Raw genomic sequence first — 24,931 nt, forward strand, 5'->3', positions numbered from 1 at the left:
TGGCCTTGCAGTAACAATGAGGAGTCCGGACAGAGCGGGCAGGTTCGGTATACCTAGGGGGAGAACGGTATGGTTCCTGATTCAAGCGCCACAGCGGCGCGGTTAAAGCGTCCTTCCTGGAAGGACCCGCGGCTGCTGGTGGGCATTCTCCTGGTCCTGGCATCCATGGCGGGGGTCATTTTCCTGGTTGGCAGTGCGGACCGCACCACTGAGGTTTATGCGGCACGGGAGGGAATCGCTGTGGGCGAGCGCCTGACGCGGGAGAACGTCGTTGCCGCGAAGGTCCGGCTGGGGGATACGGAACAGCACTACATCACAGTTGAGGCCGGCCTGCCCCAGGATGTCGTCGCTATGCAGAGGATTGGAAAAGATCAGCTTGTTCCCAGGGCGAGCCTTGGTGCAGTGGACCAGTTGAACCGAAAGCCCGTTGCCCTCAATGTCGAGCAGACTCTGCCATCGCAGGCCGTCGCCGGCGCCCGTGTGGACGTTTGGGTGGCCCAGCCCGATGCGAAAAACGGATTCAGCGAGCCCAAGCTCATCCTTCCCGGAGCGGAGATTGCAGAGGTGGCGAATGGGTCCACCGCCCTAGGGGCATCGAAAACCACCGTGCTCATGGTCCTGGTTGAGGACAAGCAGATGCCTGCCTTGCTGGGTGCCCAGGCAAATGAGGCAAAAATCTCCGTCGTGTGGAATCCTGGCGGCGCCCGATGAACATCCCCGTCGTCACCGTCGGCCAAAGCCGCGAGGATCTGGTTGGCGGTCTCGAAAGGCTGCACGGTCCGGTTACGGTCGTGCGGCGGTGCGCGGAACTTCCCGAACTGCTGGCGGCCTGCCAGAGCGGACTGGCGCGGGCGGCCGTGGTTGCCGATGGATCCGAGGGGCTGACGGCTTCCCTGGTGGACCGCCTGGGAGCAGTTGGCGTCGCGGTCATCGCACTGACCGACAATGCAGAGGAGGCGGCGAGGCTCCGGAAAATTGGCGCCGCCTCGGCGTTGACGGGGGTCGAGTCGGCGGAGCTTTCGGACAGGATTGCCGACGCCGTCGCCCAGCTTACGGGTGCGGCCCGTCCGGGCAGCCTCAGCGCGGCCGCTGATCCCGCAGCTGCGCTGGCAACCGATCCCGCGGAGCCGGAGCAGGAGGCGGAAGGGCGTGGAAGCGGGCAGCTCATCGTCGTCTGGGGGCCAGCGGGGTCCCCGGGAAGGACCACCGTGGCGGTGAACATCGCCGGGGAGATGGCCGCCGACGGGCAGGAAGTCCTCCTGGTCGACGCCGACACATACGGCGCAAGCGTGGCCGCAGTACTCGGTCTCCTGGACGAGTCAGCCGGGCTTGCCCAGGCGTGCAGGCTCGCCGATCACGGGCAGCTGGATGCGGATGCACTCCGAAAGGTCGCCGCTGTGGTCGCTACGGCATCCGGGCAGTTCCGGGTGCTGACGGGTATCACCCGCGCGGACCGATGGACGGAAATCCGTGCCACAGCCCTGGCGCTGGTCCTTGAGCGTGCCCGGGAGATCGCCGATGTGGTGGTGGTCGATACCGGCTTCTGCCTGGAAGCCGACGAGGAACTGAGCTTCGACACCATGGCCCCGCGCCGGAACGCGGCCACACTGCGGCCGCTGGAGCTGGCGGACACTGTCTATGCCATTGGCGCAGCCGATCCCGTGGGCGTACCCAGGATGGTGCGTGCGCTCGCCGAGCTTGAAGACGCAGTTCCCCAGGCGTCACCCACTGTCCTGATGAACAAAGTGCGTTCCTCCTCCGTGGGGAGGGATCCTGAGCGCCAATTGCGGGATGCATGGGAAAGGTACGGGCCGGCCCCGGAACTGAAGGCATTCCTGCCCCATGACCCGCGCGCCGCCGACGCCGCCCTCCTGGGAGGATCCCTGCTGCTGGAGGCTGCCCCCGAGTCGGACCTGCGCCGTGCCATTCGCGGACTCGTTTGTGCATCAGACCAGCGAAAGCGCAAATCCTCTGTATTTTCTTCCACACCACGGCGAAGGGCGAAGGACTAGGCTCGCCATAAGAGCTGCAAAGGTGCGGCGAATATCTCTGATGGAGGCGTTGTCGATGTCGTCTGGATCCAGTGTGGAGGACCAGCCCCTCTCCATTGAAGGCCTTGAGGGTTTCATGGGGGACTACTACCAGCACCTGGCTGAGGAGGATGCGCGCAGCTACCCGCGTGACGTGCTGGAAGACCGGGCTGAAGAGCACCGCCGCGCAGCTTCCGTGCGGCAACCCGGACAGGCCAGAATCTCGATTGTCGACGAAGAAGACAGCAGCGTTGTCTTTGTCGTCACGGACGACATGCCATTCCTGGTGGATTCGGTAAACGCCGAACTTGTCCGGCAGCACGCGGCCATCAAGCTCGTCGTCCACCCGCTTTTCGTGGCGACCCGCAACCGCGAAAGCGGTGAGCTGGTCAAGGTCAACAGGGTGCCGGCACACCTCGGGATTTCCAGTGGCGACACCGCTGCGATGCCCAACCTTTCCCACCTGATCGCGCAGGGTGAGAACGCCTCCCACATGGAGTCGTGGATCGCCGTCGAAATCCAGCGCGTCCCGGACGAAACGAAGACGTCGCTGCTCGAGGGCCTGACCCGCGTGCTGAACGATGTCCGGGCTGCCGTAGAGGACTGGCCCAGGATGCGCCAGAAGGCGCTGGAAATCGCCGAAAGCCTGGACCGGGTGGCAAATTCTGCGCAGATTGCCGAACTCCGGCAGGCGAAGGACCTGTTGCGGTGGCTGGACGACGGAAACTTCACGTTCCTCGGCTACCGCGAATACGACCTGCTCAACGTGGACGGGGAAGACGTCCTCGAATTGCGCGAGGACAGCGGGCTCGGGCTGCTGCGCGCCGCCGCGGACTCCCCGCACATTCAGCACCTGACCGACACCGGCCGCAAGAAGGCACGGGAAAAGCGTGCCCTCGTCATCACCAAAGCCAACTCGCGTTCCACCGTTCACCGCTCCGCCTACCTGGACTACATCGGCATTAAAAGCTTTGACGCTGCCGGGAACGTCAACGGCGAGCGGCGCTTCATCGGACTTTTCGCCACCAGCGCCTACGCCGGTTCCGTCCGCGACATTCCCATCGTCCGGGAAAAGGTGGACGCCGTGTTGCAGAACGCAGGCTTCCCGCCGGACTCGCACTCCGGCAAGGACCTGCTGGGAATCCTGGAAACCTACCCCCGCGACGAGCTGTTCCAGATCGAAGTCCCCGACCTTGCCGCCACCGCTTTGGGAATCCAAAAGCTGCAGGAACGCCGGCGCACCCGCCTGTTCCTGAGGCCAGACATCTACGGCCGCTTCATGTCCGCCGTCGTCTACCTGCCCCGGGACCGCTACACCACCAACGTCAGGCTCCGTATCGAGCAGGAACTGCGGGAAACGTTCCAGGCAGTCTCCATTGACTACGAGGCCCGGATGACCGAATCGGCGCTCGCGCGGCTCTTCTTCCGCATCCGCCTGCCCAAGGACGCCGACGTCAGCCACGTCAACAGCGATGAGCTGGAAAAGCGGCTGGTCCGGGCGGCAAGGTCGTGGAGTGAAGGCATCGCGGAAGTCCTGCGTGAAGGGCGCGACCCGGCCGAAGCCAAGGAACTTGCCGCCATCTGGGCCGAGGCGTTCCCTGCCAGCTATCGCGTGGACTACGAAGTAGAGGACGCGCTGGAGGATATTGCCCGCTTTGAAAAGTACGGTGCTGCGGCCGAGCGGAGCACCGGCGCGCAGCAGGACCGGCCCGGCGTGCATGTGTACCTTCCCGAAGGGGCCGGTGCCACGCTGGAGGAGGATGCCCGGGTCAAGCTTTACATGCTGGAGCCCAAGAGCCTCAGCCAGATCCTGCCGTACTTCCACAACCTGGGACTTGAGGTCCTGGATGAGCGCCCGTTCGAAATCGAAACGGCGGACCGCCGGGACTTCTTCCTGTATGACCTGGGCCTTAAGTACCCGGGGGCAGTGGACCCGGTGTCCACGGGCGAGTTGCTGGCTGAGTCCTTCGGGGCGGCCGTCACCGGAGCCGCGGAATCAGACAGCTTTGACCGGCTGGTCCTTCGGGAAGGCCTTCACTGGCGGCAAATCACCATGCTGCGGGCCTACGCCCGTTACATGCGCCAGATGGGCAACAGCAGTTCCTTCGGCTTCATGGCGGACACGCTCCTTGCCAATCCGGACGTGACCAGGGGCCTGACCGCGCTCTTTGCGGCCCGCTTTGACCCGGCACTGGGGGAAGACAGCCGTGCAGAGGCCCAGGCGTCCGTGCGGCAGGAACTGGCAGCCTCCATCGAGAAGGTGGCAACGCTCGACGCCGACCGCGTGCTGCGGACCTTCGTCAACCTGATCGAGGCGACCCTCCGCACCAACTTCTACCAGGACAAGCCCCACCTCAGCTTCAAGCTGGATCCGGCGCAGATCGAAGGGCTGCCTTTCCCGCGGCCGATGTTCGAAATTTGGGTATACGCTCCCCGGGTGGAAGGTGTGCACCTTCGGTTTGGCAAGGTGGCGCGCGGCGGGCTCCGCTGGTCGGACCGGCGGGAGGATTTCCGGACCGAAATCCTTGGCTTGGTCAAGGCGCAGACAGTCAAGAACGCCGTGATCGTGCCCACGGGGGCAAAGGGCGGCTTCTTCGCCAAGCAACTCCCGGACCCGTCCACGGACCGTGCCGCCTGGATGGCCGAAGGCGTCGAAAGCTACAAGACGTTCATCCGGGGGCTGCTGGACATTACTGACAACCTCCTGACCGAAGGTGACGGCCAGCGGCTTGTGCCGCCGTCGAACGTTGTCAGGCATGACGACAACGACTCCTACCTTGTAGTTGCCGCGGACAAGGGCACGGCTACTTTCTCCGACATCGCCAACGGACTGTCAGCGGAGTACGGTTTCTGGCTGGGCGACGCCTTTGCCTCGGGCGGCTCCGTGGGCTACGACCACAAAGCCATGGGCATCACGGCGCGCGGCGCCTGGGAATCGGTGAAGCGGCACTTCAGCGAGCTCGACCTGGATACACAGACTGAACCGTTCACCGTGGTGGGGGTGGGTGACATGTCCGGGGACGTCTTCGGAAACGGAATGCTCCTGTCCCGGCACATCCGCCTGCTTGCCGCATTCGACCACCGGCACATCTTCCTGGATCCCAATCCGGACGCGGAATCCTCGTTTGCGGAGCGGCAGCGGCTGTTCGAGCTGCCCCGGTCATCCTGGGACGACTATGACAAGTCGCTGATCAGCGAAGGCGGCGGGATCTTTGCCCGCCAGGCCAAGTCCATCCCCGTATCCGCTCAGGTGCGCACCGCACTGGGGCTGCCCGCGGACACCACTGAACTCAGCCCGCCGGAACTCCTGCGCGCCATCCTGCTGGCACCGGCCGACCTGCTGTACAACGGCGGAATCGGGACCTACGTCAAGGCCAGCTCAGAGTCGAACGCCTCTGTTGGTGACAAGGCCAACGACGCGATCCGCGTCAACGGCCGGGACCTGCGCGTCAAGGTGGTGGGTGAGGGCGGAAACCTGGGTATGACGCAGCGCGGCCGCATCGAGGCGGCCCTGCAGGGTGTCATCCTCAACACGGACGCCATTGACAACTCCGCGGGCGTGGACTGCTCGGACCACGAGGTCAACATAAAGATTTTCGTGGACCGGATGGTCGCCGCCGGGAAGCTGCCCGCCGATGAACGCGCGGACTTCCTGGCCTCGATGACCGACGAAGTGGGCCGTCTGGTCCTGGAAGACAACATTGACCAGAACATCCTGCTCCTGAATGACCGCACCCGGGTGGCGGAGTGGAGCCCCAGCTATGAACGGCTCATGGACTGGCTGGAGAAGAGCGCCGACCTGAACCGGGACCTGGAGGCGCTGCCTACCACGGAAGCCCTTAGGGAGCGGCTGCAGCAGGGCCAGGGACTGACCTCGCCGGAGCTGTCGGTGCTGGCCGCCTACGCCAAGATCGAGCTGGCGTCGGCCCTGCGGGACAGCGAACTCGCGGACGATCCGTGGTTCCGTGGGACGCTGCGTTCCTACTTCCCGCACCAGTTGCGCGAACGATTTGATGCCGAGCTGGACACGCATCCGCTGCGCCGTGAAATCATCGCCACCGTGGTGGCGAACGACATGATCAACCTCGGCGGCATCACCTTCGCCTTCCGGGTCATGGAGGAAACGTCGGCCAGCGAAGTGGCGGTGGCCAAGGCTTTCGTAGCCCTGCGCGAGGTGTACGAACTCGACGCGATGGTGTCGGAACTGAACAGCCTGCCCGCTTCGTTCCCCACCGAGCACTGGAGCGCCGTCCACCTGGACATCCGCCGGCTCCTGGACCGGGCAGTCCGCTGGCTGCTCGGCCAGGAAAGTGTCTCGCGCCCCATCGCCGAGGTGGTGTCCGAGTTCAAGCCGCTGATGGATCCGATGCGGGCCCGGCTGCTCGACTATCTGCGCGGCGATGACCGCGAGCGGGTGGCGGCGTGGCTGGCCAAGGGCCGCGAGTGGCAGCTTCCCGAAGACCTTGCCCTGCGCTGGGCCGAGCTGTTCGAGAGCTTCGTGCTGCTGGACATCGCCAAGATCGGCCGGTCCCGGAAGGACCCGGTCGAGGAGATTGCGGCTGTCTATTACACGGTTTTCAACCGCTTCCACGCGGACTCGCTGCTGGAACGGATCAGCAGCCTGCCCCGGCAGGACCGGTGGCAGGCGCTGGCCCGGGCCGCCTTGCGCGATGACCTCTACTCGACCGTGTCGGATATGACGACGGCGGTGCTGGACGCCACGTCCGCCGCCGAGTCACCCGACGCGCGGCTCAAGGACTGGGAGGCCCAGAACGCCGAGCAGCTGGGCCGGGCCAAGAGCATGTTCGATGAGGTGAACGCCCTGGAGGCCGACGACATGGCCTCACTGTCGGTAGCATTGAGGCTCTTGAGGTCAATCGTCCGACGCTAGCAAGCAGGCGTCGCAAATGGAGGTGCAGTGGCAATCTTTACGGACCCCATCAGGGAACACGCTGATTTCGGGCCGGGCGATGCCGAGTGGCTGCACCTCCTGGTGGGGGACTGGCAGATGGTGGCGGACTTGGCGTTCGCCGACCTGGCGCTGTGGTTCCCCCACCCGGAACTTGGCTACATCGCCCTGGCACACGTGCGGCCCTCCACCACCCATACGGCGTTCCACAGCGACTTTGTGGGCGAAGGCATCAGGTCCGATCTGCAACCACTTGTGGAGAAGGCGTGGAACAGCAGGACCATCGAGCGTTCCAGCGAGACGAACTGGAACAGCGAGATGGCCCTGCGGGTGGAGGCCGTTCCCATGGTCCGCAACGGCAGGACTCTTGCGGTGGTCACCACCCACATGGACCTGTCCAGCTCCCGGATGCCGTCCCGGCTGGAGCTGACCTACCGGCAGTGCGCGTACGACCTCCTGCGGATGGGAACCCTGGGCCTGTGGCCGGACTTCGCTTCGCCCACAGGGTCCCGCCGGGGTGCTCCCCGCGTGGGGGACGGGCTGATCAGGCTGGATGCCGACGGCGTGGTGCAGTACGCCAGCCCCAATGGCGTGTCGGCCTTCCGGCGGTTGGGTGACGGCGAGTCCCTGGAGGGCCGTTCGCTTGCTGAGGTTACGGCCGGCCTGCTGAAGGACCGCCGGATGGTCGACGAAACCCTGCCGCTGGTAGTGACCGGGCGCATGCCGTGGCGCAGCGAAATTGAGTCCCGGGGGGTGAGCCTGTCCCTGCGGGCCATTCCGCTCCGTGATGAGCAGCAGCGGTTTGGCGCGTTGGTGCTCTGCCGCGACGTCTCCGAATTGCGTCGTCGTGAGATGGAGCTGGTGACCAAGGACGCCACCATTCGGGAGATTCACCACCGGGTCAAGAACAATCTCCAGACGGTGGCCGCACTCCTGCGGATGCAGTCCCGCCGCATGGTGAGCGACGAGGCAAAGCAGGGCTTGGAACAGGCGATGCGACGTGTTGCCACCATTGCACTGGTTCACGAGACCTTGTCGCAGGGCCTTACCCAGAGTGTGGATTTTGATGAGCTGATCGGGCGCCAGTTCCGGCTGTCCGCGGAGGTGGCGTCCCCCTCCCAGCAGGTCCGGACCGAGCGGGCAGGCACATTTGGCGAACTTCCCAGCGATCTCGCAACCCCGCTTGCCCTGGTCATCAACGAACTGGTGACCAACGCCGTGGAGCACGGTCTTGAGGGCAGGGCGGGAACAGTGTGGCTTGTTGCCGACCGGTCCGAAGGCGAGGACGGCGAGGAGTTGACGGTAACCATTGCCGACGACGGCGTGGGACTTCCCGAAACCCCGCACGTTGAGGGACTGGGCCTGCAGATCGTGCGGACCTTGGTCACCAGCGAATTGGGCGGCACCATCACGTGGCAGCGCCGCGAGGGCGGTGGCACGGAAGTCAAGATCCGGCTGAGCCTGGCCGGCAAGTAAGACGCGGCCTTCCAGTCTGCCGGAGCATGCCGGCAGGCAGCCCAACGCCGGCAAGGACAGACAGAGGCCCCGGGACATTCCATGTGGATAGTCCCGGGGCCTCTGTCTTAGTTGCTCTGCGCTCTTACCCTGCCGTTTGGGGCCTTACTAGGAGGCACGGCGTGCACGGGCAGCGCGCCGTTTCAGGGCGCGGCGCTCATCTTCGCTCATGCCGCCCCAGACACCGGCATCCTGGCCGGATTCCAGCGCCCACTGCAGGCATGTGTCCACGACGGGGCACCGCCGGCAGACGCTCTTGGCTTCCTCGATCTGCAGGAGGGCCGGCCCTGTATTCCCAACGGGGAAGAACAGTTCCGGGTCCTTGTCGAGGCACGCTGCGCGATTACGCCAATCCATGCTGATCAGTTGCTCCATTTCTGGGAATTGCCTTTGTGAAATTATTCACTAGTGGCTACAAAGGAAAAGGGCCCTCTGGGCCCCCTTGGTCATCTGCATCAAGCCTGTCATGTTAACGCTGTGTAAACAAGGGGTAATAACGCCCGAAATCCCACGAAACCTGAGCGATGCATCACAGTGTCGGCCGGCGCCTTCACCAGTGTCCGACTATGTCCGGTAGGGTGCCAGTGTGTCAAGACCCCCGGTGAACCCAGCAGGTACCCCATCTCCTTCCGGTGACTCGCGCGGAGGCGACAACCGCCCGGCGACGGTGCCGGCGGGGGCCAAGGTGGTAGCGATTGTGGCGGCTGCCGAGGCTTCCGCGCTCCTGCTGGCAGCGGGGTGGTATGCCTACGAGTTGCTGTCCGGGAGCCCCGTCCTGTCCTTCTGGGGCGCGGTCTTTACCTTGGGCCTCCTGCTGGCCTTTTCCGCCTGGCTTTATGCCGTCGCTGTCTTTCTCTACCGGGGCTTCCGCTGGACCAGGGCGGCCGCCCTGGTGGCCCAACTGTTCGTACTGACCATCGGCGTGCCCGCAATGACCAGCGGCCTGGTCGTCGCAGGGCTCGCAATGGTGGTTCCGGCGGTCGCCGCTATCGTTCTCCTGTTCTCCAACAGGGTGATAAGCCATGCCTCCCGAACAGGGACCGCGCCGCCCACCCTCTGACCTGCTGCCTGTGCCTTCCCGATCCGCGGGTTTCATGTGCGTGAGGTGGTGACGCCCGCTCTCATGTTCCCGCCCAGGCCACCTGAAGGGGGCAGGACCGGCCGCCGGAGATCAGCACGCCGCGGCCGGGCGGGGGATTCGCCTCGATTTCGAAGCGGCTCCCGAACAGGTCGCCGTCAGCTGCTGAGCGCGGACAGAGCAGCAGTCCAATGCCCGATGCCCTGGAGTTCATGATCAGCGGCACGCGCTGAAGGAGCGCCGGGCTGAAAGTGGCGGTGACCACGGCTGGGTAGCCAAGGGCATTCAGGTGGCCCAGGTCCCGTACTGCGGCCGGGGTGAGCAGGTCCACATCATCAACAAGGAGAATTGACCCGTAGGGCACCTTTCCTGCCTCGGCCTGCACCAGCAGCCCAGCCCAAAAACTTCCGGCCGCGTCCGGAGCTTCAGGACAGCTGCACCAGGACTGCTCCGGGTTGAGCGCCTTCAGTGCGTGCAAGGTACTGGTCTTGCCGCTCCCGGTGCTGCCAAGGATCGCCACAACGCCGCCGCGGGGCAGCCGAAAAGACAGTGGAGCAACTTCGTCCCCGGATACTCCGAGGAGGATCTCGTGCCGGCGGCGGTCCCTTCCGGAGGACGCTGTTCCTGCCAACCCGGAGCGGCGGCCTCCGTCAATCCCTTCCTGGCCTCCGTCAACCCCATCCTGGCCTGGTAATGACTGTTCGGGGACATGACCAACCCGCATTGACCCTGCCATCGCTGCAACCTGCCTGACCGTAATTGTCGGCGGGAGGGGTTCCACCCGGAATGGAGGCGATGCGGCAGGCAGGTAGTTGGGGTTGCCGGCGACGTCTGGGGCAGAGGTGCGGTAAAACTGGCAGACTGCGGGGCCGCCGCCGGAGACAGGGCCAAAGACTGCTGCCCGGCCCTGGACGGCCGGGGCCGAGGGCAGCCGTGGCCACATGCCCCGGCTTTCCTCCGTGGAACCGGCCGGAAAGTAGAAGCGGTTGGGAAGGGCGCCAAAGAACCTGGCTGTTACCAGCTCGCGCTCGCCGGAGAGCAGCAGCGTGATCCCTGCCCTGGCGCCGTCACGAACGAGGTCGTGAACCAGGTCCTCAGCCCAGGCCAACGGTCCCGACCGGAAGGCTGAAACCCAGGACCCCCAACCGGAGATGACGACGACGAGGGGTATAGGGCTGCCGGCTGGACTGCTCAGCCGCTGCCTAAGTTCCCGAGCCAGCCGCTCCAGGATGCGCACTCCCCGCCGCAGCTCGTGCAGTCCGGCATGAGCGCCCGTTCTGGCCGCCCGGGCCATCGGCAGGAAGCCTCCCGTGGCGTCCAACAAATAAAAGTGGGTTTCAGCAGGGTTGAGCATCAGTTTATGGACGGCCAGTTCCAGGCCTTCTCCGGCGCCGGAAGCGGTACTGCCGATGAATGCAACGTGACCGTGGCGGGCGGGGTTCCACACCAGGGCTTCTACTTTTTGCTTTTCCGGCAGATCCATCAAGCCCAGCGGGACCCGGCGGCCCGTCTCCAGACGTTCCACCCCGCTGGGGCTGGTGGTTGCCGGGCCCCTGGAGGCGTCACCCGGAACTGGTTCTTCCAGTTGCTCGGGCAGGGGCGGAGCTACAGGCCTTCGTGGTAGGGCCCTTTCCTGGCTTGCGCACAGGTTCCGAACCATGGCTGTCAGCGGTTCCACCGCCTGCGCGGGGGTTGGCACAGCGGCTGGGCCATGGCCGGGTTCGTCGCCATGAGCGGCGAGATAGTCAATGGTCCGGTGGACTTCAACGGCGGCGGGACGGGTTACCCCGGAAGGTGGGGCAAGGGAAGCTGCCTGGAACTCCTCTGCCGCCTCCGCTCCGCGGGCCAGGAAGGCGCGGCCCGGCGAGTCGACACTAATGGCAGCAGCGGCCTTCGAGTTGACGATGTCCACCGACTCCATATCCGACTGCACGCGAAGGGCAATGCTCGAGGTGACGTTGGCGCGGATGTCTGCCGTCAAGGCGCCCTGCGGTCGCTGCGTTGCCATCACCAAGTGGATGCCGAGCGATCGCCCGATGGCTGCAATCCGCAGCAGTTCGCGCAGTGCTTCCGGGGCGCCATCAACCAGCATCCGGAACTCGTCGATGACGATGATCAGATGGGGGAGGACAAAGTCCCGGGCCGCAGGGGTGGTGCGGTACGCGGAAATGTCCGGGACGCGGGCGGCTGAAAGGCAACTCTCCCGAAGCCGCACTTCGGCGCGGAGTGACGTCAGCGTCCGATCCATTTCGCCATTGGAAAGGTCTGTCTGCAAGCCGACACAGTGCACCAGGCTGCCCAGTGGGCCCAGTCCTGAACCGCCTTTGAAGTCAATGAAAAAGAAGTTGACCCGCTCCGGCGGATGGCTCAGGGCGAGGGCAAGCGTCAGGCTCCGGAGCAGTTCCGACTTTCCGGAGCCGGTGGTGCCTGCGACCAGAAGGTGGGGTCCGTCGGCATGGAGGTCGATGTACTTCGTTCCGGCTGCACTCAGTCCCAGCGGTGCAGCCAGCCCGTCATCCTGTGCACTGGAGTCCCAGCGGCCGGCGGTGGCCTCGGGAGTGAGGGGCAGGACCTGTTCGAGGCCGCACGCAGCCGGCACACCCCTGCCCGGTTCGCTGCCCCCGGAGTGTTCGCCTGCAAGGCGCCGGCAAAAACGGGTGAACACCTCTTCCGGCGCCAGGTCGGGAACGAAGACCGTCTCGCGGAGGTCCAACAGTGCCACCGAGTGTCGTTCGGATAGAAGGACATCGGGTGCGGGCCGTTCCCCATCGTCCGGAAGGAAATGCAGAACCTGCCACCCGTGCCGGAGTGCTGCTTCGCGGACTCGGTGTTCAGCCTCAAGGGTGGAGGTTTCTCCCCGAATCAACAGAACTCCGCGCTCGCAGCCCGGCGGATGGCTGCTGGTCACGACCCTGAACCCGGCACTGGCTGTTGCCGTAAGCGTCACCGTGGAAAGGTACCGGGCAGCGAGTGGCAGGTTTCCCGCGGTCCCGTGGACGACGACGCGGGTGGTGCCGGCGCGCGGGTACCCCGCCAGTTGCATAAGGAGGGAGCGGATGACCCCGTCGGTGGCAAACCGCGGCCCGCGCACCGTGGTGAGCGGGCGGGCCGGGTCGAGCAGGACAGGCGCTGTTTCGGCCGATGGAACCACTGGGGCAGCGCCAATCGGTTCGACCCGGATGTTCGGCGGCTGCTCTGCCTGGCCCACCCGCAGCCAGATGCCATCCGTGCCGGAGCCGTCACAGGGCGTCTCCTTGCCCCATTCCGCTGCCAACGCTACGAGCGACAGGGGAGGGGCGCACCGCCGCCGGCGCTTTTTGTCTTCCTCGACAGCGGCATCCACGGCGGCGGACAGTTCCCGCTTCTGCCGCCTTCCGCCGAGTGCGGTAACCAGGACTGGGAACGCGGAAGCCAGGGAAAAGGCGAGGAACATCCACATGCCGGTGAGCGTGGCGAGCAGCACACCGATTGCCAGGGGCAGAACCGCGGTCACAAGGAGTACGAGACGGTTACCGGCCTCGACCCGGCCGGCCACCACGACCGGGTCAGCCACCGACTTTCCCGCATCTGCCAGGACCCGTGCAGGCAATTCTGCAAAGACAAGTGACAGGTTCGACTGCCCACACCTGATGCTGGAGTCCGTGGAGATGACCGTGCTGCGGATCCGCTCCCCGTTGACGTATGTCCCGTTGGCACTGTCCAGGTCAACCAACATAATGTCCGTCTCCGTAACGACCACGCGGGCGTGTTCGCGGGAAAGCTCCGGATCCGGAATGACTATCCTCGTGCCGCTGCGGCCAATGCTGTAGCTGCCACGCTGGAGCCGGACAACCGTCCCCGCTGCCGCTCCGCTGTCAACCGTGAGGGCCAGCGGAGCCGAAGGACGGCAGACCCGTGGACGTTTGGGCCGCAGCCTCAAGGGTGCGGTGCCACAATCGACAAGGATGGCCGCCTCCACCAGCGGTGGAACGCCCAGCACCAGGGAGCAAAGATCTTTCCCGTCCACAGTGACAGCGCCTGCGCCAAACTTCCGCACCAACTGCTGGTGAATCACGGAGCCGGACGTGCCAAGCGGGGCATCGATGGATAGTTCCACAGGTGGCTGGACCTCCAGTGATCCCGGGCCGGCAAGCAGCGTGCAGTTGAATGTCATGGTGGGGATCCTTCATGTATTTACCCACACGCTAGCCACGGCCGGCAGGAGCGGGCAGGGACTTCACGTCCTATGTGGATAAACGTGTGGTTTCCGGTCTCCCCGGAAAATGACAGCGCGGTTAGGATCACTACACCCTGGACCTGGCCAAGGCGGTCCGAGAGCTGCGAAGGAGTCCCCCTTGACCACGATTGCTGACAGCGCGGATGTTGATGCCGGAGCCCGCATCGGGGCAGGCAGCAAGGTGTGGCATCTCGCACAGATAAGGGAGGCAGCACGCCTGGGGGAGAACTGCGTCATCGGCCGCGGCGCCTACATAGGGCCTGGAGTGGTCCTGGGGGAGAACTGCAAGGTCCAGAATTACGCGCTGGTGTACGAGCCCGCAGTCCTGGAAGCAGGGGTCTTTATTGGTCCGGCAGCGGTGCTGACAAACGATGTCTTTCCCCGCGCTGTTACCCCCCAGGGCGCCCTCAAAACCGAGGACGACTGGAACAAAGTGGGTGTCACCATCCGGCAGGGGGCCGCCATCGGGGCGCGGGCAGTCTGCATAGCACCCCTGACCATCGGCGCGTGGGCCACGGTGGCGGCAGGCGCCGTCGTCACCAAGGACGTGCCGGACTTTGCGCTCGTTGCCGGGGTACCCGCGCGTCGGATTGGTTGGGTGGGGAGGGCCGGCCAGCCGCTCCGGCAGGAGGGCGGGCAGTGGATCTGTCCCGGTACCGGGGAGGCATACATTGAAGACGACGGGACACTGCGCCTTGCCTGACGGACGGCTGTGTGCCGGCTCACAGCCAGCGGGCTGATTCGACGGCCCGTGCAGTCCCTCGGGTAGGCTAGAGCAGCAGACAATGCGCACCATTGCGCTGCCCGCATTCGAACCAGGAGATTTTGTGACCGCTGACCTCGTCATCGTAGGGTCCGGCTTTTTTGGCCTGACAATCGCAGAACAGGCCGCCACTGAGCTCGGCCTGAAGGTCGTCGTCATCGACCGTCGCCACCACATCGGCGGAAACGCGTACAGCGAAAAGGAAGAGCAGACCGGGATTGAGATCCACCGGTATGGCGCCCACCTTTTCCACACCTCCAACGAGCGGGTGTGGGAGTATGTCAACAGGTTCACCACCTTCACTGACTACGTCCATAAGGTCTACGGCGTCCACAAGGGCGAGGTCTATTCGCTGCCCATCAACCTGGCCACCATCAACCAGTTCTTCCGGGCCAACCTCACCCCCGGCGAGGCCAGGGACCTCATCCAGGAGCAGGCCGGTGAACTGGCAGGAACGGATCCGCAAAACCTGAACGACAAGGGCATCCAGCTCATCGGCCGCCCGCTGTACGAAGCGTTCATCAAGCACTACACGGGCAAGCAGTGGCAGACGGACCCCAAGGACCTGCCCGCCGGCATCATTTCCCGGCTGCCAGTGCGCTACAACTACGACAACCGCTACTTCAACGACAAGTACGAGGGCCTGCCGACCAACGGCTACACCGCATGGATCGAAAAGATGGCGGAGCATCCCAAAATCGAGGTGCGGCTCAACACGGACTTCTTCGACGAATCCCACGAGTACAGCAAGAACAAGGTTGTGGGCAACATCCCGGTCGTCTACACCGGGCCGGTTGACCGCTACTTCGACTACGCCGAGGGCGACCTGTCCTGGCGCACCATCGACTTCGAGGAAGAAGTCCTGGAGATGGGTGACTTCCAGGGCACGTCCGTTGTGAACTACAACGACGCCGATGTTCCCTACACCCGCATCATCGAACCCCGCCACTTCCACCCGGAGCGCGACTACCAGACCGAAAAGACGGTCATCATGCGCGAGTTTTCCCGTTTCGCAGAGAAGGGCGACGAGCCCTACTACCCGGTCAACACCTCCGCGGACAGGGAGCGCCTGCTCAAGTACCGCGACCTGGCAGCGGCTGAGAAGGACGTCCTGTTCGGCGGCCGGCTGGGCACCTACAAGTACCTGGACATGCACATGGCCATCGGGTCCGCGTTGAGCATGTTCGATAACAAGATCAGGCCGCACTTCGAAAGCGGCGTACAGCTTGAAAGCGGGGGAGTCGACGCATGAGCGTCCCTACCGACAACAAGACGAAGGACTCAGTGAAGACTGACCGGGCGGGAAGCCCGCAGGCGTGGCAGACGCTTCAGCGCGTGATCCTGCCCAGCGCGAGCCAGATGGATACGGTGCCCCTGTACATGGACATGGGCACCGCTACCGGTATCCAATTGCCTACTGCCGGGGACCGGGATGGGAAGGCGAACAAGGCCCGGACCATCAGCAGCCCCACCAAGGAAGCCCACGTGGAAGACTTCCTTTCACGCCACTCGACGTCGGTCCGCTCAGGCGAGCGGGTGTCCTTCGGTTCCTACTTCAATGCCTTCCCGGCCAGTTACTGGCGGCGGTGGACCACCGTGGACAAGGTCCGGTTGCAGGTCCGGACCCAGGGGGCCGGCTCCGTCATCGTGTACAAGTCGAATGCACGCGGGTCCCTGCAGCGGGTGGACACCCGGAGGGTTGAAGGCACGGCGGAAAGCACCTTTGAGCTTTCGCTCGCGCCCTTCGGTGATGGTGGATGGTACTGGTTCGACCTGCTCGCCGGTACAGAGCCGTTGATTATGCTCGACGCCGAGTGGCAGGGAGCGGCCGTCGAATCAAAGCCGGGGTCCGTCACGCTCCAGATCACCACGCTGAACAAGACGGACTTCTGCCTGAACAACCTGCGCCTCCTTGCAGAAAGCGAAGAAGCACTTGCCCACGTGCAGGAAATCCTGATTGTGGACCAGGGGACGCAGAAGCTTGCCGACGCAGAAGGCTTCGACGACGTTAAGCGGTCCCTGAACGGCAAGCTGCGCATCATCAACCAGTCCAACCTGGGTGGCTCGGGCGGGTTCGCCCGCGGCATGTTTGAAGCCGTGGAGAACGGCAGCGACTACGCCCTGTTGATGGACGATGACGTGGTTGTTGAACCGGAGAGCATCATTCGACTGCTGACTTTCGCGGATCGGTGCAAGACACCGACCCTTGTCGGCGGCCACATGTTCGACCTCTACAACCGCACCGTGCTGCATACCTTCGGCGAGGTGGTCAATCCTTACAGGTTCCAGCCGTCGCTCCCCAGCGAGGACATGATCCTGGGCCACGACTTCCTGTCGTCCAACCTTCGCCAGACCCCCTGGCTGCACCGGCGGTGCGACGTCGATTACAACGGCTGGTGGATGTGCCTCATCCCCACCCAGGTAATCCGTGAAATCGGACTGTCACTCCCACTGTTCATTAAGTGGGACGATTCCGAGTACGGGTTGCGGGCCAAGGCCGCCGGCTACCCGACAGTGTCCTTGCCCGGCTCGGCTGTTTGGCATGTTTCGTGGATCGACAAGGACGACCTTGTTGGCTGGCAGGCCTACTTCCACGCCCGCAACAGGGTGGTGGCCGCGCTCCTCCACAGCCCCTACGAGTTCGGCGGCAGGGTCATCAAGGAGTCGCAGTACGCCGACGTCAAGCACCTCGTTTCGATGCAGTACGCCACAGCGCAGGGCCGGCAGTGGGCGCTGGAGGATGTGCTGAAGGGTCCGGATGCCCTGCCAGGGCTGCTGTCCGCCAAGCTGCCGCAGATCCGCGACATGATGTCCGCGCACTCTGACGCCGTTTTCCGGCCAGACCCGGAGGACTTCCCTGCGCCAAAGATGGATAAGCCGCCCCGCCGTGGACACGGCCCCTCCCAGCCCGGGAAGCTGACGCTCCTTCCCTGGGCAGCAAAGACTGTCGTCCGGCAACTTGCGAGCCCCGTCAAGGGCACAAGCGCCGAGCGCCCGCAGACGACAATTGCGCACCAGGACAACCGGTGGTGGCGGATGGCACAGTATGACAGTGCCGTGGTGTCCAATGCCGAGGGCACAGGAGCTTCCTGGTACCGGCGGGATCCCCAACGGCTCCGGAAGATGCTGGCCGAAAGCGCCAAGCTCCACTCTGCCTTGCTGAAGGAGTGGCCTGCTCTCAGTAAGAAGTACAAAGCCGCCGTCTCCGAGCTGACCTCCATGGAGTCCTGGAGGAAGACGTTCGAGCAACACACGCAGAACGAGATCAAGTGAGCGCAATCGCATCCGGGGAGTTGACCACTCCCGGGCTGGGCGGTGGGCTGCGCGACATCAGGCAGTCCGGGTTCCTGCTCAAGCTGCTGGTCCGCAAGGAACTCAAGGTGCGTTACCGGGGCTCTGTGCTGGGCCTTCTCTGGTCCTACGTGAAGCCCGGGGTGCAGTTCATTGTCTTCTATGTGGCCTTGGGGGTTTTCCTCGGCCTTGAGCGGAGCGCGCGGAACCCGGAAGGGCTTGCAAACTATGCGGTCTACCTGTTCTCCGGCATCGTCCTCATCAACTTCTTCACAGAGGCTCTGGGCAACGCCGCGCGGTCGATAGTCAATAACGGAAACCTCATCAAGAAGATCTATCTTCCGCGCGAGCTCTTCCCCGTTGCTTCGGTCTGGGTGTCGGCTGTGCACTTCTTCCCGCAGTTGGTGGTGCTGGTCATCGGGTGTGTCCTGGCCGGCTGGCATCCCAACCTCATTCAACTGCTGGCTGCGGTTGCGGGTTTCGTTATCGTGGCTTTGCTCGCCACCGGACTTGGTCTCCTGTTCGGGGCGGCCAACGTCTACTTCCGGGATTCGGAGAACCTGGTGGACATGCTCCTGATGGTTGCCACCTGGGCCTCCCCCGTGATGTATGCGTGGTCCATGGTCCAGAACAAGCTTGGTGCGGGGTGGTTCGCCGTCTACCAGGCAAACCCGATCACCATCGGGGTGGAACTTTTTCATTATGCGTTCTGGTTCCCCACAACGGACGGTTCCGTGGCCATGCCTCCGAATCTCTTCAGTCTTTGGTTGTTTGTTGGACTGGGCGTGGCGCTGGCCATCCTCCTCTTGGGCCAATTCACCTTTCGGCGCCTTGAGGGCCGTTTCGCGCAGGAGCTTTAAGTGGTCAAGGCAATTGAAGTTTCGGATATCAGCAAGCAGTTTGTCCTGCGCCACACACGGTCTATCAAGGAAGCCGTCGTTTGGCTGATAAAGGGGCGCAAGGGGGATCTTTCCGAGAAGTTCCATGCCCTGAAAAACGTATCTCTTGACGTCGAGGCGGGGGAGACTGTGGCGCTCCTGGGCCTGAACGGTTCAGGTAAATCCACTCTGCTCAAGCATATTTCGGGAGTCATGCTTCCCGACACTGGAACGGTGAAGACGAGGGGCCGGGTTGCCGGACTCATCGAAGTAGGTGCCGGCTTCCACCCCGACCTCTCCGGACGGGACAACGTGTTCCTCAACGGCGCCATCCTGGGAATGACTGAGCAGCAGATTAAGGAGAGGTTCGACGATATTGTCGAATTTTCCGAGATCGGCCAGTTCATCGATACCGAGGTCAAGTTCTATTCTTCCGGGATGTACCTGCGCCTGGCTTTTTCGGTCGCTGTGCACACAGACCCGGAAGTCTTCCTGATCGATGAGATCCTCGCGGTCGGGGACGAGCCTTTCCAGCGCAAATGCATCGATAAGATCCAGGAACTGGCGCACGAGGGTAAGACGCTGGTTGTGGTGAGCCATGACTTGGACCTCGTTTCCCGTATATGCGACCGGGGAATCCTGATGGAGCACGGTAACGTGAAATTCGATGGACCCATCCATGAGGCCGTCTCGATTCTGAGGGCCTGACGGGCGTCATCCGCGGCAGATCAACTGTTGCGTTCGCTTTTTGATTGACCATCAGCGGTACGAGGTGCCGCTTCGGCTGGCGTGCCGACAACTTTTCGGAGGATTCTTGTCCTGGTTTGACGCAGTACCGCAGTTTCTCCTTGCACTGGTTCTGCTGTTCATTCCAGGACTTGCCGTTGGCCTGGCTGCGCGGCTTGGCGCACCCCGGGCGGTGGCGGCAGCTCCGGGCGTGAGCGTCTCCGTCATTGGTGTGGCTGCCATCGCCGCACCCTTCGTCGGGGTCACGTGGTCGCTGTTGCCGGTGGTCGCGGTAACCATTGGGATGGCCGCAGTAGCCTTTGGGGCTTCCGTTTTGCTTCGAAAGAGAGCGAAACCGGTTAAGTTGGCTGCTGAGGACAGGCCGCGCTACTGGATCGTCGCATCTTTGGCGGCAGCAGCCTTGGCAGCATTCCTGATAGGGCGCAGGCTCCTGAACGCCATCGGGTCGCCTGAGTCGTTCTCTCAGACATTCGATAACGTCTTCCACTTGAATGCGGTACGGTACATTCTCGATACCGGGTCAGGTTCGTCCCTCACCCTCAACGCCATGACAGGTGCGGGGTCGTATCCTGCCGCATGGCACGACGTGGTGTCCCTGCTCGTGAGTGCCGGCGGTGGGGAAATAACCTCGTCAGTGAACGCCGTCAACATCGTTGTCGCCGCACTGGTGTGGCCGCTCGGATGCATGTATCTCGCGCAGACTATCTGGGGACGCCATCCCGCCGTCAGCATCGCGGCAGGCGTGCTGTCTGCCGCCTTTGGCGCGTTCCCCATTTCCCTCCTGGATTTCGGAGTCCTCTACCCGAATTTTCTGGCGGTGGCCCTGCTGCCCCTGGTGTTGGCCTTGGGAGTGGACGCGCTCGGCCTGTCCGCCGTGTCGTACGGTTCCAGGATTATGAGCCTGCTGCTGTTGCTGGCTGTTCTTCCCGGTATGGCCCTCGCCCACCCCAGTGCCGCCATGGCGTGGCTTGCATTGATGTTGCCTCCTGCCTTCTACGTCTATGTCCGCGTCTTCGCGGAAAACCTCAGGTCCCGGAGGGGCAGGGGGCGGGTGATGGTGTCGGCGGCCTTGGGGCTGGCTTTCATTGCCGCCGTCGTACTGATCCGCCTTCTGTGGGACGTGGTGCGTCCCCCGGCGGAGGCTGCCTTCTGGCCACCGGTGGAGACGACGGGACAGGCCATCGGGGAACTGATTGCCAGTTCAGCGATCGGGCGCCCGGTTGCGTGGGCCGTTATGGCGCTGACGCTCCTTGGCATCTATGTGACCATCCGTTCCGGCCGCAAGGTATGGCTGCTGGGAACTTACCTGGTCGCGGCAGCTCTTTTCGTCGTCGTCAGTTCCTTTCCTGCGGACGACTTCCGGTTGTCTCTCACCGGTATCTGGTATAATGACCCGCCGCGCCTGGCCGCACTCCTGCCATTGGTGACAATCCCGCTGGCCTGCAGGGGCGCCGTCGAGGTCTGGTGCTGGTTGTCCTCAGCCCTCGCGGCTGGTGCCGGCTTCCTGAACAGGAGGCGGTTTAGCCGAGCCGTCGAGGGTGCAGCCAAGGGGAGCGGACTGCGTCCCGGGGCTCTCCTTGTCGCCGCTGGAATTGTCATGATTGTCGCTTTGGCAGCGGCCACTCAGCGCGGAAACGTCAGCCAGGCTCAAGCTTCGATGGCGGGGTCCTATCGGTTGTCGGAGGACTCGCCGTTGGTCTCTACTGATGAGATGGCGCTCATCAAACGCCTGCCCGGAGAAGTACCCAAGGATGCCCTCATGGTCGGGAATCCTTGGAATGGCAGCTCGCTCGCCTACGCCTTCGCTGACCGCAAGCTCGTCCAGCTGCACATCCTCAGTGCTGTTCCGCAAGGCGCAGCGCCGCTACTCAACGGGCCTGTTCCTTCCAAGGACGATCCCGCCGTATGCCCGACGGTAGAAAGTCTGAAGATCGAGTACATCCTCGACTTCGGGCACCGGGAAGTACACGGCCGGGACAGTGGCTACAAAGGACTGGACGCCCTCATAGCTGCAGGTTTGGCCACGCTCGAAGACTCACAGGGTGAAGCAAAGCTCTACAGGCTTGACCTCTGCCCTGCTCCCTAATACTTGCAGCGGAAGTTTGCGGATTGGTTCACAGAGTTCTTATGAACAATTCCCGGGAGCTTACCCGCCGGCTTTTTGAGGCCTTCGCGGACCACACGTGGGACACCACTTGTCGCTATGTACGAAGATAACGCTGGAGTACATACACCTGGAAAGCGGCGACCGCCACTTCCGAAACTGCCATTCCCCAGATAACCCCGGCCACACCAAAGTTTGCTGCCCCCAACAGGATCAGGGGGGTGCCAAGAACGGCCCCAACCAAAGTCGACCTCGCCAACTCCCTGGCCTGGCCAATGGGTACCAGGCATGCAAGCCCTATGACTTGTGAGACGGCAACGGCTGCAAAACTCATACCAACGGGAATACTCAGGTTAAAGCCGAAATTGTTTGGTCCAGGAACCAAGAGTTGAGCGGCCCACGGTCCTGCCGCCGCGAGGACAGAACCACCGACAATGCCCAGTACTGGGGCAAGTTGCGCCGCCCGCCTGATCCTATGGGTAGTTGAGCCAGTACCCGCCTCTGGAATCCAGCCTTGAACGAACTGCAAAACCGGGGAGAAAGCCGTGACCGAGAAGCGAAAAAGACGATCTGCTATGGCGTAGCTCGCCAATTGCGCAGGAATTATCATGTTCACCGCAACCATGGGCAAGTTGACGTAAAAGCTTCCAGTGGCTGCCGTGATGACTCCGTGCCGCTGCTGCGCCATTTGTTGGAAAGAGTTCCGCGGGGAGAAGTTGGGAACCAGCAGGCCGCCACCATCCCGAAGTATCACACTGGAACTGATCACTACAGCGCAAATGTTGAAGACCAATTGCGTGATGACCAGTAACGTGAAATCCCCGGTCATCACCAGAACGGCTACGCCTGCCACCGTGCCGAGCAACTGGGGAAGGGCATCAAAGAGGAACAGTCTCATGGGCCTGCCCTCGCCGACAAAGTACCAGGAAGCTCCGACGAATGGCATGAGGTAGGCGGCTGAAGCGATAGAAACAAACGCGGCTTCCCGGGGCCGCAGCACTGCCAGGACGACCATCATGACAGGAGCCACCGCGAGTAGGAGGTAGGTGCGGGTAATTAGCGAGTCTAAAAAAAGCTGAGGCCGATCCTTGCGGTCATGGGAGGCTACAAGACCCGGACCAATTGTTCCCCAGCCGAAAGCAACGATGACACCAAACAGGGTTGCGAGCGTCTGCACGAGAACCTGCACCGCCCACGCATCGGCACCCACCACCCTCGTGATGATTGGAATCGCGAGAAGACCAACGACAGTTCCTGCTCCAACGGTGAGTGCGAAGGTACCCATGCGAAACAGGGCGGCCATGATTGCCTTCACGACGCTTAGACCAACCTTTCGATCCCAGGCGCAGGTTAAGCGCCAAAGTCTCCAGCTTAGAGCAGCGATGACCCTGCCGCTCCGCAAGCCCACGCCGGTCCACTAAGCTGTATTGGTAACTCGCACCGCAAAGTCAGGATGGTCCATGTCCGTAGCAGCCGTAGTTGTGTCCTTCAATAGATTGGATTATCTGAAGAAGTGCCTCACGGCATTGGAGGAGCAAACTCGGCCCCTGGATGAGATCATCGTGGTCGAAAATGGCTCCACTGACGGCAGTGCCGAGTACGTACGGCAAAACCATCCGGGCATCACGCTCTTTGAAACGGGGGCGAATCTGGGTGGGGCCGGCGGATTCGCTTGGGGTCTTGAGCTTGCCCTGAAGCATGGGCACAGTCTTGCCTGGTTGATGGACGACGACGCCGAGCCCAGAAGGGATGCATTGGCGCCCCTCGTTGCTGCGATGGAGACCGAACCGCGGCCGGGATTTGCCGCGCCGCTAGTTGAAGACGAGACCGGGGCGGTTGTTCAAGGGAACCTTCCAGCAGTGTCGACAGACGCCAATGCGCAGCTTGCCGCCCGGAAGCTGGGGGGCATTGCACTGACGCACACCACATTTGTCGGCGCCCTTGTCGACCTCAAGCTTTCGGCGGCCATGCCCCTTCCCTATGCGGACTTCTTCATTTGGTTTGACGACGTTGAATACACCAAGCGTTTGGCCCTTACCTCCTTCGGCATCCACGTAGTCGAGGCGCGCATGAAGCACCCCAATAACGCTGGAAAAAAAGACATGGGCGGGCGCCTTTACTACTACCTGCGAAACCAGTTGTGGATCACCCGCCTCAACCCTCGGCCGTGGTCGCTCACTCAGCGCCCGCTCTTCAGGCTTGCGGAGTTGTCAGTACTGGCGCTCCATCAGTTCAGGATCGCTGGAAACAAGCGGCTCTGGGTCTCGAGTACCGCACGGGGCCTCGCCCACGGGATGTTCCGCATGCCCGCAGCAGTCCAGCCGGGCGACCTGTTCGCCACCCTGCCGCCCGAGAAGCAGAAGCAGTTCAGTTCCCGGCCCTAGGGGCACCAGGGTCGGAGAACGGTGCCGAGCAGGATCTCCAGGACCCTCATCGTGGGAACGTTCCTGCGGCGCCAACCACCGGCCAGAAGCTGCACGAGCCGTACGGTGCGGGGCTTGGCATATACATCCAAAGCTTCGGCCAGGTCGGCCGGGAACGGTTGCCCCGCTGGCTGAACACGCTGCAGGAGCGTACGTGCCATCAGCGTCCGCCAGCCCAGCCCCGTCTTGTAAATGATCCTGCAGATACTGCGCGGGGAGGCCTTGCCTTCGTAGCGGCGGACGAACCGGAAGGTGTTCCTGACCGAGCCGACAAGGCTCTGGCTGGATTCCCCGACTACGTTGCCGCCATGTTGGACGTAATCCTGCAGCACCAAGTCTTCAATCCTGACGCCATTTCCGGCCATGGCGCAAAGTGCGATCCAGTGGTCGTGGTACTGGGACGGCGCGGCCAGTGACGGAAAAGGCAGCGCCATATCGAGGACCTCACGGCGGAAGGCACACAGCGAGCCGGTGACTTGATTGTTGGCTAATAGGTCGGCTGCGCCCACATTTTTCCGGTCTGTCAACCCGCCCTTGGCCGGGTCGGGATCCGTCATTGATACTTCCGCTGACACTACCCGCGCCTGGCAGGTCACAAGCGCACAATCATCCAGGTACGGCAATAGCTTGGTCAGCTTCTGGGGGTACCAGTAGTCATCCTGGTCGCTGAGGGCAACCCAGCGTGCCCCCGCCGGAACTTCCTTCAGCGCCCGCTCAAAGTTGTGATGGAACCCGAGCCTGTTGTCGTATCCGAGTACGCGGAAACGGTCATCGTCGCCGCACGTCCGCTTCACGATGTCCTGAACCCGTTCGAAGTTGCCGTCGACTGAGATAAGGCATACGAACTCTTTATGCGTCTGTGCCTGGATGGACAGAAGCTGGCGCGCAAACATCGCTTCATCAGGCTCGTAGGCGGCCAAAGCCACCGCTCCGTATGATCCCGCAAAGGTTTGGGCAGGGAAGGACGGACTTGAAGG

General features: G+C 63.3%; 16 protein-coding genes. 12 read left to right on the forward strand and 4 right to left on the reverse strand.

Annotation, left to right across the window (positions count from 1 at the left end; translation table 11 throughout):
* Positions 1-69 precede the first annotated feature (69 nt).
* From FBY30_RS13360 to FBY30_RS13375, 4 genes are read left to right on the forward strand one after another with little or no spacing between them, the layout of a single operon-like run.
* Positions 70-711, forward strand: a complete 642-nt coding sequence (locus tag FBY30_RS13360; RefSeq protein WP_142133290.1) for a hypothetical protein — start codon at positions 70-72, stop codon at positions 709-711.
* Positions 708-2,012 carry an AAA family ATPase gene (locus FBY30_RS13365; protein WP_142133291.1) on the forward strand — a complete coding sequence of 435 codons (1,305 nt, stop codon included), beginning with the start codon at positions 708-710 and terminating at the stop codon, positions 2,010-2,012. The genes FBY30_RS13360 and FBY30_RS13365 overlap by 4 nt, the downstream gene beginning before the upstream one ends.
* 55 nt (positions 2,013-2,067) lie before the next feature.
* Complete coding sequence (locus FBY30_RS13370; RefSeq protein ID WP_142133292.1) at positions 2,068-6,921, forward strand: NAD-glutamate dehydrogenase; 4,854 nt, start codon at positions 2,068-2,070, stop codon at positions 6,919-6,921.
* A gap of 27 nt (positions 6,922-6,948) precedes the next feature.
* Positions 6,949-8,415, forward strand: a complete 1,467-nt coding sequence (locus FBY30_RS13375) for a sensor histidine kinase (RefSeq protein WP_142133293.1) — start codon at positions 6,949-6,951, stop codon at positions 8,413-8,415.
* A 147-nt stretch (positions 8,416-8,562) separates the two neighbouring features.
* Here the strand turns inward: FBY30_RS13375 and FBY30_RS13380 are convergent, their stop codons facing one another.
* Positions 8,563-8,811 (reverse strand): WhiB family transcriptional regulator, encoded by a 249-nt coding sequence (locus tag FBY30_RS13380; protein WP_003804966.1) that lies wholly within the window; start codon positions 8,809-8,811, stop codon positions 8,563-8,565.
* Positions 8,812-9,121: 310 nt separating this feature from the next.
* On the opposite strand from FBY30_RS13380, the gene FBY30_RS13385 reads away from it, so the two are divergent.
* Positions 9,122-9,514, forward strand: coding sequence for a hypothetical protein (locus FBY30_RS13385; protein WP_142135265.1), 393 nt, complete (start codon positions 9,122-9,124; stop codon positions 9,512-9,514).
* Positions 9,515-9,575: 61 nt separating this feature from the next.
* On the opposite strand, the gene FBY30_RS13390 is transcribed toward FBY30_RS13385, so the two are convergent.
* Positions 9,576-13,685, reverse strand: coding sequence for an FtsK/SpoIIIE domain-containing protein (locus tag FBY30_RS13390; protein ID WP_142133294.1), 4,110 nt, complete (start codon positions 13,683-13,685; stop codon positions 9,576-9,578).
* Positions 13,686-13,866: 181 nt separating this feature from the next.
* On the opposite strand from FBY30_RS13390, the gene FBY30_RS13395 reads away from it, so the two are divergent.
* From FBY30_RS13395 to FBY30_RS13420, 6 genes are all read left to right on the forward strand, one after another.
* Complete coding sequence (locus tag FBY30_RS13395) at positions 13,867-14,451, forward strand: acyltransferase (RefSeq protein ID WP_235009441.1); 585 nt, start codon at positions 13,867-13,869, stop codon at positions 14,449-14,451.
* A gap of 124 nt (positions 14,452-14,575) precedes the next feature.
* Positions 14,576-15,763, forward strand: coding sequence for a UDP-galactopyranose mutase (gene glf / locus FBY30_RS13400; RefSeq protein ID WP_142133296.1), 1,188 nt, complete (start codon positions 14,576-14,578; stop codon positions 15,761-15,763).
* A complete protein-coding gene (locus FBY30_RS13405; RefSeq protein ID WP_142133297.1) occupies positions 15,760-17,784 on the forward strand; it encodes a glycosyltransferase in 2,025 nt (674 codons plus the stop codon). The genes glf and FBY30_RS13405 overlap by 4 nt, the downstream gene beginning before the upstream one ends.
* Positions 17,781-18,662: an ABC transporter permease gene (locus tag FBY30_RS13410; RefSeq protein WP_142133298.1), complete on the forward strand. Its 882-nt coding sequence runs from the start codon at positions 17,781-17,783 to the stop codon at positions 18,660-18,662. Before FBY30_RS13405 ends, FBY30_RS13410 begins: the two co-directional genes overlap by 4 nt.
* The gene (locus FBY30_RS13415) at positions 18,663-19,388 is read left to right on the forward strand and encodes an ABC transporter ATP-binding protein (protein ID WP_142133299.1); all 726 of its coding nucleotides are present in this window, start codon (positions 18,663-18,665) and stop codon (positions 19,386-19,388) included.
* 106 nt (positions 19,389-19,494) lie between these two features.
* A complete protein-coding gene (locus FBY30_RS13420) occupies positions 19,495-21,513 on the forward strand; it encodes a DUF6541 family protein (protein ID WP_142133300.1) in 2,019 nt (672 codons plus the stop codon).
* A 115-nt stretch (positions 21,514-21,628) separates the two neighbouring features.
* Here the strand turns inward: FBY30_RS13420 and FBY30_RS13425 are convergent, their stop codons facing one another.
* Positions 21,629-22,846 (reverse strand): lipopolysaccharide biosynthesis protein, encoded by a 1,218-nt coding sequence (locus tag FBY30_RS13425; RefSeq protein WP_142133301.1) that lies wholly within the window; start codon positions 22,844-22,846, stop codon positions 21,629-21,631.
* Between the two features lie 145 nt (positions 22,847-22,991).
* On the opposite strand from FBY30_RS13425, the gene FBY30_RS13430 reads away from it, so the two are divergent.
* The gene (locus FBY30_RS13430) at positions 22,992-23,915 is read left to right on the forward strand and encodes a glycosyltransferase family 2 protein (RefSeq protein ID WP_142133302.1); all 924 of its coding nucleotides are present in this window, start codon (positions 22,992-22,994) and stop codon (positions 23,913-23,915) included.
* On the opposite strand, the gene FBY30_RS13435 is transcribed toward FBY30_RS13430, so the two are convergent.
* Positions 23,912-24,880 carry a glycosyltransferase gene (locus FBY30_RS13435; RefSeq protein WP_235009442.1) on the reverse strand — a complete coding sequence of 323 codons (969 nt, stop codon included), beginning with the start codon at positions 24,878-24,880 and terminating at the stop codon, positions 23,912-23,914. The two genes, FBY30_RS13430 and FBY30_RS13435, sit on opposite strands and share 4 nt — an antisense overlap.
* Positions 24,881-24,931 lie beyond the last annotated feature (51 nt).

The sequence above is a fragment of the Arthrobacter sp. SLBN-83 genome, assembly GCF_006715285.1.
Classification (GTDB): domain Bacteria; phylum Actinomycetota; class Actinomycetes; order Actinomycetales; family Micrococcaceae; genus Arthrobacter.